General features: G+C 69.0%; 12 protein-coding genes and 1 rRNA gene. 6 read left to right on the plus strand and 7 right to left on the minus strand.

All coding sequences use genetic code 11. The features are described from left to right. Positions 1 to 114: 114 nt before the first annotated feature. Both glyS and glyQ read right to left on the minus strand, forming a co-directional pair. Positions 115 to 2190, minus strand: coding sequence for a glycine--tRNA ligase subunit beta (glyS, locus tag ACVOK1_RS18060; protein ID WP_481562842.1), 2076 nt, complete (start codon positions 2188 to 2190; stop codon positions 115 to 117). An 82-nt stretch (positions 2191 to 2272) separates the two neighbouring features. Continuing rightward, on the minus strand, positions 2273 to 3184 hold the full coding sequence (gene glyQ, locus ACVOK1_RS18065) for a glycine--tRNA ligase subunit alpha (protein ID WP_108770508.1): 912 nt from the start codon (positions 3182 to 3184) through the stop codon (positions 2273 to 2275). Between the two features lie 83 nt (positions 3185 to 3267). On the opposite strand from glyQ, the gene ACVOK1_RS18070 reads away from it, so the two are divergent. From ACVOK1_RS18070 to ACVOK1_RS18080, 3 genes are read left to right on the plus strand one after another with little or no spacing between them, the layout of a single operon-like run. Beyond that, positions 3268 to 5097, plus strand: coding sequence for a GspE/PulE family protein (locus ACVOK1_RS18070; protein WP_481562843.1), 1830 nt, complete (start codon positions 3268 to 3270; stop codon positions 5095 to 5097). Further along, on the plus strand, positions 5069 to 5815 hold the full coding sequence (locus ACVOK1_RS18075; protein WP_108770510.1) for a glutamine amidotransferase: 747 nt from the start codon (positions 5069 to 5071) through the stop codon (positions 5813 to 5815). The genes ACVOK1_RS18070 and ACVOK1_RS18075 overlap by 29 nt, the downstream gene beginning before the upstream one ends. Positions 5816 to 5866: 51 nt before the next feature. Continuing rightward, positions 5867 to 6778, plus strand: a complete 912-nt coding sequence (locus ACVOK1_RS18080) for a BPSS1780 family membrane protein (RefSeq protein ID WP_164075332.1) — start codon at positions 5867 to 5869, stop codon at positions 6776 to 6778. Positions 6779 to 6852: 74 nt separating this feature from the next. Here the strand turns inward: ACVOK1_RS18080 and tatC are convergent, their stop codons facing one another. From tatC to ACVOK1_RS18100, 4 genes are all read right to left on the minus strand, one after another. Beyond that, positions 6853 to 7602, minus strand: coding sequence for a twin-arginine translocase subunit TatC (tatC, locus tag ACVOK1_RS18085; protein WP_164075331.1), 750 nt, complete (start codon positions 7600 to 7602; stop codon positions 6853 to 6855). After that, a complete protein-coding gene (tatB, locus tag ACVOK1_RS18090) occupies positions 7599 to 8075 on the minus strand; it encodes a Sec-independent protein translocase protein TatB (RefSeq protein ID WP_200753473.1) in 477 nt (158 codons plus the stop codon). Before tatB ends, tatC begins: the two co-directional genes overlap by 4 nt. Positions 8076 to 8090: 15 nt before the next feature. Beyond that, positions 8091 to 8318 carry a Sec-independent protein translocase subunit TatA gene (gene tatA / locus ACVOK1_RS18095; protein WP_108770514.1) on the minus strand — a complete coding sequence of 76 codons (228 nt, stop codon included), beginning with the start codon at positions 8316 to 8318 and terminating at the stop codon, positions 8091 to 8093. Between the two features lie 74 nt (positions 8319 to 8392). After that, positions 8393 to 9283 carry a lipid-binding SYLF domain-containing protein gene (locus ACVOK1_RS18100; RefSeq protein ID WP_481562844.1) on the minus strand — a complete coding sequence of 297 codons (891 nt, stop codon included), beginning with the start codon at positions 9281 to 9283 and terminating at the stop codon, positions 8393 to 8395. A gap of 165 nt (positions 9284 to 9448) precedes the next feature. Here ACVOK1_RS18100 and hemH point away from each other — a divergent pair, with 165 nt between their 5' ends. The 3 genes from hemH (at position 9449) to ACVOK1_RS18115 (ending at position 13664) form a co-directional block, all read left to right on the plus strand. Next, a complete protein-coding gene (gene hemH / locus ACVOK1_RS18105) occupies positions 9449 to 10411 on the plus strand; it encodes a ferrochelatase (protein WP_200753475.1) in 963 nt (320 codons plus the stop codon). After that, positions 10408 to 11253 carry an alpha/beta fold hydrolase gene (locus tag ACVOK1_RS18110; RefSeq protein WP_481562845.1) on the plus strand — a complete coding sequence of 282 codons (846 nt, stop codon included), beginning with the start codon at positions 10408 to 10410 and terminating at the stop codon, positions 11251 to 11253. The genes hemH and ACVOK1_RS18110 overlap by 4 nt, the downstream gene beginning before the upstream one ends. A 308-nt stretch (positions 11254 to 11561) precedes the next feature. Then, positions 11562 to 13664, plus strand: a complete 2103-nt coding sequence (locus ACVOK1_RS18115; protein ID WP_481562846.1) for a methyl-accepting chemotaxis protein — start codon at positions 11562 to 11564, stop codon at positions 13662 to 13664. Between the two features lie 352 nt (positions 13665 to 14016). Here the strand turns inward: ACVOK1_RS18115 and rrf are convergent. Then, positions 14017 to 14118 (minus strand): 5S ribosomal RNA (gene rrf / locus ACVOK1_RS18120); the annotation flags it as partial.

A 14118-nucleotide genomic window follows, 5' to 3' on the forward strand; every position in this document is an offset into this window, starting at 1 on the left:
CGCGCACCGCCCCCCTCCTCGCTGCACCGCAGCCCCCGGCTCGACACCTAGCCCCGCCCGGCCCGCCCCCGCCGCTACCCACCCATCCACGCCATGCGTGGATGGGTATTCCCATCAGCTCGACAGGTGCTCGATCGCCGCGACCTTGCCCAGGCGCTCGCCCAGCAGGGTCAGCAGCGCCAGGCGGTTGCCACGCAGCGCCGGGTCTTCGGCATTCACCATCACGCCATCGAAGAACGCATCGACCTGCGGACGCAGGCGGGCCAGGCGCGCCAGCACGGCCACGTAGTCCTTCTGGTGCAGGCTGGCGCCGGTGTCATCGATGGCCGCAGTGACCGCTTCGGCCAGCGCGCGCTCGGCGTCTTCCTGCAGCAGCGATGCATCGATCTGGCCCGGGATGTCGCCCTCGGCCTTGCGCAGGATGTTGCGGATGCGCTTGTTGGCCGCGGCCAGCGCCTCGGCCTCCGGCAGCGCGGCGAAGGTGCCGATCGCGTCCAGGCGACGGTCGAAGTCATACAGCGAAGCCGGCTTCAGCTCGGCCACCGCGTTGAAGTGCGTGGCCGGCACGCCCTTGTCGCTGTAGTAGCCCTTCAGGCGGTCGAGGATGAAGTCGTACAGCTCGCCCACGTCGGCCTGCACGTTGCGCGCGGCCAGGCCGGCGTTGGCGCTGGCCAGCAACTCGCGCAGGTCCAGCTCGAAGCCGCTTTCGATGATGGTGCGGGCCAGGCCCAGCGCGTTGCGGCGCAGGGCGAACGGGTCCTTGTTGCCGGTCGGCTTCAGGCCTGCGGCGAAACCGCCGGCCAGGGTGTCCACGCGCTCGGCGATCGCCAGCACCTTGCCCAGCGCCGACAGCGCGATGTCATCGCCACCGAAGCGCGGCTGGTAGGCCTCGTCGATGGCCAGCGCCACCTCCGGCGATTCGCCACCGGCCACGGCGTAGTGGCGGCCGGCGATGCCCTGCAGTTCCGGGAATTCATTGACCATGCGCGACTGCAGGTCGTTCTTGGCCAGCTGTGCGGCACGCTTGGCCAGCACCGGGTCGGCACCGACCTGCGGCGCGATCACCTCGGCCAGCGCCGAGACGCGCGCCACCTTGTCGGCCACGCTGCCCAGCTTGGCCTGGTAGGTCACCGTCTTCAGGCCGTCGCCCATCGATTCCAGGCCCTGCTTCAGGTCTTCGTCGAAGAAGAACTTGGCATCGGCGAAGCGCGGGCGGATCACGCGCTCGTAGCCCTTGGCCACTTCGGCCACGTCCTTGGATTCGATGTTGGCGATGCCGATGAACTTCTCGGTCAGCTTGCCGCTGTCATCCAGCACCGGGAAGAACTTCTGGTTGATCTCCATCGTCTCGATCAGCGCTTCCTGCGGCACGGCCAGGAACGCACGCTCGAAGCTGCACAGCACCGCCGCCGGCCACTCGACCAGGTTCACCACCTGCTCCAGGTTGTCTTCGGTGATGCGGGCGCTGCCACCGGCCTGGCCAGCAGCGGCCTCGACCTCGGCAACGATGCGCTCGCGGCGCTCGGCTGGATCGACCAGCACCTTGGCCGCGCGCAGCGATTCGACGTAATCCTGCGGCTGGCTCAGCCACACGGTCTTGTCATGGTGGAAGCGGTGGCCACGGCTCATGCGGTCGGCCTTCAGGCCGAACAGCTCGGCCTCGACCACGTCGGCACCGTGCAGCAGCACCAGCCAGTGCGCCGGGCGGGCGAAGCCCCAGTCGTGGTCGCCCCAGCGCATCGGCTTGGGGATCGGCATCGCGGCGATGGCCTCGCGCAGGATCTCCGGCAGCAGCGCGGCGGTGCGCGCGCCCGGGCTCACCGCACGGTGGACGAAGCGCTCACCCTTGTTGTCGCTGGTCTTCTCCAGCGCGGTCCAGTCGATCCCGGCCTTGGCGGCGAAGCCCTGCAGGGCCTTGGTCGGCTGGCCTTCGGCGTCCAGTGCGATGTTCAGGTACGGGCCCAGCACTTCACTGCGCTGTTCCGGCTGTTCCAGGCCGACGCCAGGCAGCAGCACGGCCAGGCGGCGCGGGGTCGACAGCGGGCGGGCATCGCCCAGTTCCAGCTCGACGCCGCGCTTGCGCAGGCCGTCGACAACGCCATCGAAGAAGGCCTGGGCCAGGCCCGGCAGCGCCTTGACCGGCAGCTCCTCGGTGCCAAGTTCGATCAGCAGGGGGGACAGTTGGCTCATCGTTTCAATCCTGTGGTGGGGGCGCAGCGCGCGACGCGGCCGGCGCCCCGGGGCAATGGGGTGATGAAAAGCAGCGAGGCCGTCAGGCCTTCTTCGCGCCCGGGAAGCCCAGCTTCTCGCGCTGCTCGTAGTAGGCCTTGGCCACCGCCTGGGCCAGCGCGCGCACGCGCAGGATGTAGCGCTGGCGTTCGGTCACGCTGATCGCGCGGCGCGCATCGAGCAGGTTGAAGGTATGGCTGGCCTTCATCACCTGTTCGTACGCCGGCAGCGGCAGGTTCACTTCCACCAGCTTCTGCGCCTCGCGCTCGCACGCGTCGAAGCGGTGGAACATTTCTTCCACGTCGGCGTGTTCGAAGTTGTACGTGCTCTGCTCCACCTCGTTCTGGTGGTAGACGTCGCCGTAGGTCACCGGCTGGCCGTCCGGGCCGTAGGTCCAGACCAGGTCGTAGACGTTGTCGCAGTTCTGCAGGTACATGCACAGGCGCTCGAGACCGTAGGTGATCTCGCCCAGCACCGGGCGGCATTCCAGGCCACCGGCCTGCTGGAAGTAGGTGAACTGGGTCACCTCCATGCCGTTGAGCCAGACTTCCCAGCCCAGGCCCCAGGCGCCCAGCGTCGGCGATTCCCAGTTGTCCTCGACGAAGCGCAGGTCGTGCACCAGCGGGTCGATGCCCAGCGCCTTCAGCGAATCCAGGTACAGCTGCTGGATGTTGTCCGGCGCCGGCTTCATCGCCACCTGGTACTGGTAGTAGCGCTGCAGGCGGTTCGGGTTCTCGCCGTAGCGGCCGTCGGTCGGGCGGCGCGAAGGCTGCACGTAGGCCGCGTTCCAGCCTTCCGGGCCGATCGCACGCAGGAAGGTGGCCGGGTGGAACGTACCGGCGCCCACCTCCAGGTCGAGCGGCTGGATGAGCACGCAGCCCTGCTGGGCCCAGAACTGGTTCAGGGTCTGGATCAGGCCCTGGAAGGTGATCGGAACGGTCGGGTTCGCGGACATGCGGACGATTCTTGGCCGGCAGAGGGGTGCGCTAGTATAACGGCCGACCTGCGGGGCATTCCGTACCCGGGAGGAGCAGGCAGATGGAACACCGGCTGCCGGCAGGCACGCCCGGGGCACCGGCCCCGTTGCCGCCAGGGCGCCTGCAGTTCGAACAGGTCGCCGCTGCCGCACTGGCCGATGGCCTGATCGCCGAACGTGACCGCGACCGCGTGCGCTTTTCCGCACAGGGCGCGCGCAACGCCAGCGAAGTGCACCCGCTGGTGCTGCTGTCCAACCTCAAGCTGGCCGCCAGCGAGGGCGGCGAGCTCAGCCTTGAACGGCTGACCGAATGGCTGGCCCAGCGCACCGGCTGCCGCTACCTGCGCATCGACCCGACCCGCGTCGACGTCGCCTCGGTCACCGCCGTGGCCTCCCACGCCTATGCCCGCCGCCACCGTTTCCTGCCGCTGGCGGTCGACACCGAGCGCGTGCTGGTGGCCACCAGCGAGCCGCTGGCGCAGGAATGGCGCCGCGACCTGCAGCACCTGACCCGGCGCCAGATCGAGCTGGCGATGGTCAATCCGCTGGACCTGCACCGCTACACCATGGAGTTCTTCGGGGTCACCCGCTCGGTGCGCGGGGCCCGCGGCGACGTGCGCGGCGAAGCCAACACGACCCTGCCCAGCTTCGAGCAGCTGGTCGAGCTGGGCCGCGCCGGTGACGTCAACGCCGACGACCAGCACATCGTCCACATCGTCGACTGGCTGCTGCAGTACGCCTATGAACAACGCGCCTCGGACATCCACTTGGAGCCGCGCCGCGAGATGGGGCGCATGCGCTTCCGCATCGATGGCGTGCTGCACAAGGTGTTCGAGGTGCCGCCGGCGGTGATGACCGCCGTGGTCAGCCGCATCAAGGTGCTCGGCCGCATGGATCTGGCCGAGCGCCGGCGCCCGCAGGATGGCCGCATCAAGACCCGTTCGCCGGGCGGCCGCGAGGTCGAGATGCGCCTGTCGACCATGCCCACCGCCTTCGGCGAGAAGTGCGTGATGCGCATCTTCGATCCGGATGCCGCCTTCAAGAGCATCGACCAGCTTGGTTTCAGCCCGCAGGAGGCCGCCGGCTGGAATGCGCTGGTCGAGCGTCCGCACGGCATCGTGCTGGTCACCGGCCCGACCGGTTCGGGCAAGACCACCACCCTGTATTCCACCCTGAAGCGGCTGGCCACCCCGGACGTGAACGTGTGCACGGTGGAGGACCCGATCGAGATGATCTCGCCGGAGTTCAACCAGATGCAGGTGCAGGCCAACATCGACCTGGACTTCGCCAGCGGCGTGCGCACCCTGCTGCGACAGGACCCGGACATCATCATGATCGGTGAGATCCGCGACCTGGAGACCGCGCAGATGGCGGTGCAGGCCTCGCTGACCGGCCACCTGGTGCTGTCCACCCTGCACACCAACGATGCGGCTTCGGCCATCACCCGCCTGCTCGACATCGGCGTGCCGCACTACCTGCTGGCCAGCACCATCAACGGCATCCTCGCCCAGCGCCTGGTGCGCACCTTGTGCCCGCACTGCAAGCAGCCGCACACCCTCGGCGCGTCCGATTGGGCGGTGCTGGCTGATAGCCATGCTGCATATCCAGATGCCGCCACACCCTGTCGGCCGGTCGGTTGCCTGGAGTGCCGGCGCACCGGCTTCCTTGGCCGCATCGGCCTGTATGAGTTGCTGCCATTGGGTTCGCGGCTGCGCAGGCTGATCCGCGCGGACATGGATCTGGCCGCTTTCGGACGTGCCGCACAGGCTGAAGGACTGCGAACCCTGCGCCAGGCGGGGCTTGAAAAGGTGGCGCAGGGGCTGACTACAATCGAGGAAGTCCTGTCAGTCCTGCCGCCCCCGGATGAATCCAGCACCGTTCCTGATCCTTGAAACCGGCCGCCCGGTGCCGTCGCTGCGGCGCTACGGCCGTTTTCCGCACTGGATCCGCGTCGCCGCCGGGCTGGAAGAACACGAGACGGTGGTGGTCGACGTCGAGCACGGCGGCCACCTGCCCGACGCCCGCGGCTTCGCCGGCGTACTGGTGACCGGCTCGGCCGCCTACGTCACCGACCACGCCGAGTGGAGCGAGCGCAGCGCGGCGTGGCTGCGCCAGGTCGCCCACGACGGCATGCCGGTGTTCGGCATCTGCTACGGCCACCAGCTGCTGGCGCACGCGCTCGGCGGTGAGGTGGCCTACAACCCCGCCGGCCGCGAGTCGGGCACCATCGAACTGGCGCTGGACCCGGCCGCCGCCGAGGATCCGCTGTTCGGTGGCCTGCCCAGCCACTTCCCGGCCCACGCCACCCATATGCAGACCGTGCTGCGTGCGCCCGAGGGGGCCGCGGTGCTGGCGCGCTCGCCGCTGGATGGCTGCCATGCCTTCCGCTGGGGCCGCCAGGCCTGGGGCGTGCAGTTCCATCCCGAGTTCGCCACCCACCACATGCGCGGCTACATCCGTGCCCGCGCCGACTGCATCGGCCGCCACGGCGGCTGCGCACGCAGCATCGAGCGCGCGGTCAGCGCCGCCCCCCTGGCCCGCCAGCTGCTGCGCCGCTTCGTCCGCCAGGCCCGCCAGTCTTCAGCCCAGCCGGTCGCAAAACAGGGATAATCGGCGGCACGGGCACCCGCCCGGCCCCCTTCTGTCCCTTCCCGGATGTCCATGAAAGAGATTCGCAAGCTGCCGGCTTCGGCGGGCGCCCAGTGGTTGCTGGATACGTTCTCGCTGTACCGGCGTGCGCCGCTGCAGCTGGCCAGGATCGGCCTCACCTGGCTGGTGGTCAGCTGGGTGGTCACCCTGCTGTCGACCCTGATCCCGGGTGCCGCGGGCCTGGCCGTGCAGTTGATGACCCTGGCCATTTCGCCGGTGATGTTCGGCGGCATGCTGTACGCGATGGGCGAGATCGACGAGGGCCGTCCCGGCCTGGCCTCGCACCTGCTGCAGCCGATCCGCGACCACCGCGTCAGCCACCTGCTGGTGCCGCTGGCCATCCAGGTGCTGGCGGTGCTGCTGCTGGGCGTGCTGCTGTTCCTGATGATCGGCCGCGAAGGCTTTGCCGCCTTCAGCGAGGTCATGACCAAGATGGAGCAGATCAGCCGCAGCGGCCAGCAGATCAGCCCGGATGATGCGGCGAACCTGGTGGCCAACCTGCCGGCCAAGCGCATCGCGCTGTGGCTGTTCCTGGTGTTCGTCACCGCGGTGGGCCTGTCGCTGGCGATGTTCACCCAGCCGGCGCTGGTGGTGTTCGACAAGCAGAGCGGCATGCACGCGCTGCGCCTGAGCCTGCAGGGCTGCATCGAGAACATCGTGGCGATGACCGTGTTCGCGGTGCTGGGCCTGATCGCGGCGTTCTGCGGTTACATCCTGTTCGTCATCGTCATCCAGATCGCGATGCTGATCGGCGGCCCGCTGGCGGCGGCCTTCATCGCCCAGCTGGTGCTGACCACGGTGGTGATGCCGCTGTACGTCGGCGCGGTCTATGCCGCCTGGAAGCAGATGTTCGTCCACCGCGGCAACCGCGCCGCACCGCCGGTGCCGGCCACCCCGCCGCAGAACGACGTCTTCCACGCCTGACCTGGGTAGATCCACGCCATGCGTGGATGAAACGGATCAATGAAGAACGCCGGGCCATGCCCGGCGTTCCCGTATCAGGCGGCGGGCTTCTTCACTGCGGAAGACGGCACCAGCCAACGTGCGGCGTGGATGCCCAGCTCGTAGAGCAGGCACATCGGGATCGCCAGCATCAGCTGCGAGACCACGTCCGGCGGGGTCAGCACCGCGGCCAGCACGAAGATGCCGACCACCGCGTAGCCGCGGCCTTCCTTGAACTGCTGCGGCGTCACCCAGCCCAGCAGCACCAGGATCACCATCGCCACCGGCAGCTCGAAGCTGCCGCCGAAAGCGAAGAAGATCGCCAGCACGAAATCCAGGTAGGCGTTCGCATCCGGGGTGATCGCGATCACTTCCGGACTGAAGGTGGTGAGGAAGTGGAACACCGCCGGCAGCACCAGGAAGTAGGCGAACGCGCAGCCGGTGTAGAACAGCAGCACCGACGACACCAGCAGCGGCACCGCCAGGCGCTTCTCGCGCGCATACAGGCCCGGGGCGACGAACGCCCACAGCTGGTACAGCAGCCACGGCACGGCCACGAACAGGGCCACGAAGCAGGTCAGCTTCAGCGGCGCGAAGAACGCACCGGCCGGGTTGGTGGCGATCATCGTCTGCCCGTTCGGCAGCTGCGACACCAGCGGTTCGGCCAGCGCGTTGTAGAGCTTCTGGGTGAACGGCAGCAGGCCCAGCAGCACCACGCCGAAACCGAGCAGCCCGCGGATCAGCCGCGCGCGCAGTTCTACGAGGTGCTCGACCAGCGAGCTTTCACCGAAATCATGGTCGCTCATGGCTGGCGCTCCGGCGGAACGGGCGCATCGGCCACGGGGGTGTCAGCAGGCGCGGTAGCGGCCGGCTGTGCAGGGGCATCTGGTGCTGAAACGACATCCTGCGGCGCCGCGGAGGCCGGGACATCATCGGCCAGGTGCGGCGGCGTCTGCGCCGGGGCCGGCGCGCGCACTTCCTGGGCCAGGTCATCACCCTGCTGCTGCGCCTGCGCCGCCTCGCGCCGCACCGCTTCGCCGCTGGCGCGCAGCTGGCTCTCGGTGTCCTGCATGCTCTGCCGCACGTCCTGCATCTGCCGCTTGATCTCCTCGGCCTGCAGCTCGCGCTCCAGCTCCTGCTTCACCGAGTCCCACTGGTTGCGGGCGCGACGCACCCACAGGCCGGCGAAGCGGGCCGCCTTGGGCAGGCGCTCGGGACCGAGCACCACCAAAGCGACCACCGCAATCACCAGTAGTTCGCTGAAACCAATATCAAACACCGCAACCGCTCCGGATCAACGCGCGTTGCGGTCGTGCTCGTCCTGCGCCGTGCGCGAGGCGTCCTGGCTGCGCGACTCGTCGCCCAGCTGCGCCGACGGCTTGTCGTCGTCGCGCATGCCCTTCTTGAATTCCTTCACCGCCGAGCCGAGGTCCTTGGCACCACTGGTCAGCCGCTTGGTGCCGAACACCAACAGAACCACGGCCAGGACAATCAACCAATGCCAGATGCTCAAACTGCCCATAAAGACACTCGTTACGTTGTGATCAGGCTGTCGAGCATAGCGCACCGGCTGTAAGCCGGCGCGCGTGACGAAAGTCAGTTGCCGCCCAGCGTCTCGGTACGGATCTCACCGTCGCCGACCGGCTGGAAACCCTGCTGTGCCGGCGGCGGGTTCTGCGGCATGTTCTGCAGCGGCGCGGTGGTCGCTTCGGCCGGGGCCGGGGCCGCGACCGGTGCCTGAACAGGCGCCTGGACCGGCGGCGGCGGTGCGCTGGCAGTGCCACCGTTGCCGGTGCGGTTGTTGCGCGCGGCGTAGGTGGCTTCTTCCAGGCGGTCACGGAAGGCGACCACGTCCATCGACGGCGAACCGGCGGCGCGACCTTCGAAGATCATCCGCGGCGTGGTGTTGCTGCCGTAGGCGTCGAGGTTGGCGGCATCGTCGATCTGCAGCACCGCGCCATCCAGGGCGACGCCGGCGAACAAGCCGCGGGCACGCGACCACGACCAGATCTCGGCCTTCAGCTGGCCATCGGTGGCGGCGGCAGCATTGCGGCCCACCGGACCGGCGGCCACGCCGGCATCGGCGCCCAGGGTGAACTTGCCATTGACCAGATTGTCGAGGCTGCGGTCGTTGCGGAACACCAGCACCACGTCGGAGGACTGCACGCCGGCCTGGAAGCCGATGCTGCCGCCGGTGAGCTTGATGAACACCGGGTTGGACCAGGCGCCATTGGGCATGCGCACCGACATCAGGCCATGGCCACGGCGACCGCCGATGACCAGACCGGCCTTGATCGTGTCGGGAATGACGATGACCGCGCGGCCTTCGTCGAGCAACTTGTCCGGAATGCCCTGATCGGGAATTTCCTGGATTTCAGCCAGCACACGCACCGCGTTGCGGGCGCGCTGGTCTTCCTGCGGTCCGGCCATGGCCTGGCTGGACAGCAGGCTGGCGGCGATCAGCAGGGCTTGGATCGGGCGACGCATGGCGGGCTCCAGAAGTCAGTCCATAGGAAGATATAGCAAGTGACTGAAATTAGTAGCGTTGTGATGAATATCCAATGAGTGTGGCGCATGCGGATAAACGCCCTGCATCGACACCATCCAAACCCTGCATCCCGGCGCGGCATCGGATCGGCGACAATAGTCCTCATGCTCGACGCACCCGATACCGCCGTGCTGGCGGTCAACCTAGGCACGCCCGAGACGCCGACGGCCCCCGCCGTCCGTCGTTACCTGGCTGAATTCCTGTCCGACCCCCGCGTGGTCTCGATTCCGGCGCTGCTCTGGCAGCCGCTGCTGCGTGGGCTCATCCTGCCGCTGCGCAGTGGCCGTTCAGCCGCGAAGTACGCCCTGGTGTGGCTGCCGGAAGGCTCGCCGCTGATGGTGCATACCCGCCGCCTGGCCGAGGCCATGCAGGCCCTGCTGCCCAGCCTGCGGGTGCGCCATGCCATGCGCTACGGCGCACCGGCGCTCACCGCCGAGCTCGACCGCCTGGCCGCCGAAGGCGTGCGCCGCATCGTCGTGCTGCCGCTGTACCCGCAGTATTCGACCACCACCACCGCCTCGATCGAGGACCGCGTGGATGACTGGCAACGCCGCCATCCCGGCATCACCATCAGCCTGGTGCAGGATTACTCGGTCGACCCGGACTGGGTCGCCGCGGTTGCCGGCTCCATCCAGCGCTACTGGCAGCAGCACGGCCGCGGCCAGAAGCTGGTGTTTTCCTTCCACGGAATTCCGCAGCGCCTGGCCGACGCCGGCGATCCGTACCCGCAGCGCTGCGAAGCCAGCGCGCAGGCCATCGCCAAGGCACTGGGCCTGGCTGCCGATGAGTGGCAGCTCGGCTACCAGTCGCGCTTCGGCCGCGAGCGCTGGCTGCAGCCCTACGCCGAACCGAGCCTGTGGGCGCTGGCCGAATCGGGCGTGAAGCAGATCGACGTGGTCTGCCCGGGCTTCGCCACCGACTGCCTGGAAACGCTGGAAGAAGTGGCGATGGGCTTCACTGAAACGCTGGCCGAGCGCGGCGCGCAGATGCGCTACATCCCGTGCCTCAACGCCGAACCCGAACACGCCCGTGCCCTGGCACGCCTCGCCGTGGCATCGCTGGCATGAGCCTGCAACCGTTCGCGATGGACGTGGCGGGTGCGCGCGTGGCGGGCCTGCGCGGCGGCCCTGCCGGTGGCACCCGCGTGCTGGCCCTGCATGGCTGGTTGGACAACGCCGCCAGCTTCGTACCGCTGGCGCCGCACCTGGCCGAGGTGGAGCTGGTGGCCATCGACCTGCCCGGCCACGGCCACAGCGCCCACCTGCCGGCCGGCGCGGTCTACACCACACCGGCGGCGATCACCCACGTGCTCGATGTCGCTGACGCGCTGGGCTGGGAACGCTTCACCCTGATGGGCCATTCGATGGGCGCCGGCATCGCCAGCCTCACCGCCGCGGTCAGTGATCGCGTCGAGCGGCTGGTCGCCATCGAGGCGCTGGGCGGCCTGCGCGGGCCGGAAGAAGAAACCGCCGATCGCCTGCGCGAGCATGTGAATGCCACCCGCGCCCTGGCGCGCAAGCAGCTGCGCGTGTTCCCCGAACTGGCCGCGCCCATCCGCGCGCGGATGATGACCAACCAGCTCAGCGAAGGCTGCGCCCGCCTGCTGGTCGAGCGCGGCGTCGAGCCGGTGGAGGGCGGCTACCGCTGGTGCAGCGATCCGCGCCTGATGCTGCCCACCGCCATCCGCCTCAGCGAAGGGCAGATCGACAATCTGCTGCAGGCCATCGCCTGCCCCACCCAGGTGATCTACGCCACGCCGGCACAGTCCTACTATCCCGAGCCGGGGCGCAGCCAGCGCCTGCAGCACCTGCGCGACGGCCGCCTGGCGGTGTTCCCGGGCAACCACCATCTGCACATGGAACAGCCAGCGCAGATCGCCGAGGTCATCAACGGCTTCCTCGCCGTCTGATCGCGTTGCTTCACCGCAACCGCGGCTGAGCGGGAACCGCCGCGTGCGCTTCACTCCACGCGCGCGCGGCCGATAGAACAGTTGCGGGCCCCTGCGCCCGCAGCACGCGGGCCCGGTCGGGCCTGCGGCTGTTCGTGGTCCTGCAAGGAAGCCCGCATGTCTTTCTGTCCGCACCATCGCCCACAGGACGTGGCCCCGGTGCCTGCCTGCTCCACCTCCCCCTTTCGCAACCCTTGCCCTGCCACCGTCCCGCCATCGCGCGTGCGGGTTTGCGGGGCCGTTGCCGTCCGTTGATCCAGGAGTCGCCGATGTCCATTGCATCCCCCCGTCCGCCCGACCAGGGCCGCCTTCCCTACCTGCAACAGCTCGCACGACGGGGTGACCGCCGCCTGCTGCTGGGCAGCGCCGTCATGGCCCTGCTGGGGCTGGGCCTTGCCGTAGGCAGCCAAGGCGGGCTGATGGCCGCGCTGGCGGCATCCGCCGTGCTGCCTGCCGCGTGGCTGGGCGGCCCGCAGGCCGGCACGCCGCTGGCCCGCAATGGCCTTGCGGTGCTCGTCGCCATCCAGCTCAGCCTGCTCTGCCATCTGGGTGGCCTCGGCCCGGCGTTGCCGATCGCCGTGCTGCTGGGGGTCCTGCTGGGTCATCGCGACCGTCTGCCACTGTGGCTGGCCGGCGCGGTCGGGGTGATCGCCCTGCTGCTGCCGCTGGTGCCGGGCGCCGCGGTACTGCCGGCCGTGTTGCACGCGGCGGCGCTGGCCGCGCTTGCGGCCGTGCTCGGCCAGACCGCCGCGCGCCTGCGCCAGCAGAGCGAGGCACTGGGCCACGGCCCGCAGCGTCTGGCCGCCCTCGCCCGCGATATCGCCACCGGCGCCGACCTGTCCGCGCACGGCAACGTGCAGGATTACGCCGCAGGTTCGCTGGCCCACGCCCTGGCCGACACCGCCCGCCACGTGCAGGCGCAGCGCGAACGCCAGGCACAGGGTCATGCCGACAACGCACAGATCCGCCAGGCGTTGGATGTCTCGCGTACGGCAATGATGATCGCCGACAACGACCACGTGATCCGTTACGTAAACCATTCGGTGGTGGCCCTACTGCGCAACCAGCAGGCGAACCTGCGCCAGGCCTTCCCCGATTTCGATGCCGAACAGCTGGTCGGCAGCAGCATCCATCGTTTCCACGCCAACCCCGACCGCATCCGCGCCATCCTCAACACGCTGCAGGTCACCCATGACGGCAAGATCCAGATCGGCCCGGTGCACTTCGCCCAGGTGGTCACGCCGGTGTTCGATGCGCAGGGCATGCGCCTGGGGTTTGCCGTGGAGTGGCATGACCGCACGCATGAGCTGACGCTGGAGAATTCAGTGGCCGGCATCGTGGCGGCAGCGGCGGCCGGCGATCTGGACCAGCGCCTGCAGGCCAGTGAGGGCGCCAGCTTCCTGGACGGCCTCACCGGTGGCATCAACCAGCTGATGGCTACGGTCGGCGGCACGGTGGAAGAGGTTCGGCAGATGCTGGCCGCACTGGCCCGCGGTGAGCTCGACCGGCGCATGGAAGGCGAGTACCACGGTGCGTTTGCCGCGATCCAGCGCGACGCCAATGCCACGGCGACCCAGCTGGCGCGCATGGTCGGTCGCATCCAGCGCAGTGCCGGCGCGATCCGTGGTGCCGCCAACGAGATTGCCTCCGGCAACGATGCCTTGTCCGAGCGCAGTGAGCGCCAGGCCGCGCACCTGCAGGAGACGGCCGCGTCAATGGAGGAACTCACCGCCACCGTGCGGCAGAACGCCAGCCATGCACGCCAGGCCAGTGACCTGGCCAGCACCACGCAGGGCGCGGCCAACGAGGGCAACCTGGCCATGCAGCGGGTGGTCACCACAATGCAGGCCATCGAAGCCGCCTCGCGTCGCATCGGTGACATCACCGGTGTCATCGACGGTATCGCGTTCCAGACCAACATCCTGGCCCTGAACGCCGCGGTGGAGGCCGCGCGCGCCGGTGAGCAGGGACGTGGCTTCGCCGTGGTTGCCAGCGAGGTACGCGTGTTGGCCCAGCGTTCGGCGGCGGCGGCGCAGGAGATCAAGAAGCTCATCGACGAAGCCGGCCGCGAGGTGGGCGAAGGCGCGCAGCTGGTGGCCGACGCCGGCCAGCGCATGCAGGGCATTGTCGGCGGCGTGCAGAGCGTGAGCGCCTTGATGCAGGAGATCTCCGCGGCCTCGCAGGAGCAGTCCAGCGGCATCGAACAGATCAACCAGACCGTGGTGCAGATGGACCAGGCGACGCAGCAGAACGCGGCCCTGGTGGAAGAAGCCACTGCCGCCGCACGCGAGCTGCAGGTGCAGGCGGGCACGTTGAGTGAAGCGGTTGCGGTGTTCCGGCAGCAGGAAACGCGGGAGATGGCGCTGGCCTGAGGCCAGACGCCCGGTTCCTGCTTTGTGCTTTGGGTGGGTGCCAACCACGGTTGGCACCTTGCCTGTGCCGGCCAGCGGCCGGCACTACCGTCCTTGCTCCATGCACGCGGGCCGCTGCTCTGGTAGATGCCAACCTTGGTTGGCACCGCTGTTCCTGCAGGCGCCTGTGCCGCGCTTTTGCCGGCCAGCGGCCGGCATTACCGCTGTTGCTCCATGCCGTTTGCCGGCACGGCACATCCACGCACGGCGTGGCTCTACCGGGGAACGCCACGCGCGGAATCTCCCGCAGCATGATTATCCACGCGCAAAGAAAAAACCCCGCTGCGTGAGCAGCGGGGTTTTTGGGTGTAAACCCTGGCGATGACCTACTCTCGCATGGCTTGAGCCACACTACCATCGGCGCAGCTGCGTTTCACTTCCGAGTTCGGGATGGGATCGGGTGGTTCCACAGCGC

Source organism: Stenotrophomonas sp. STEN087 (genome assembly GCF_056759115.1).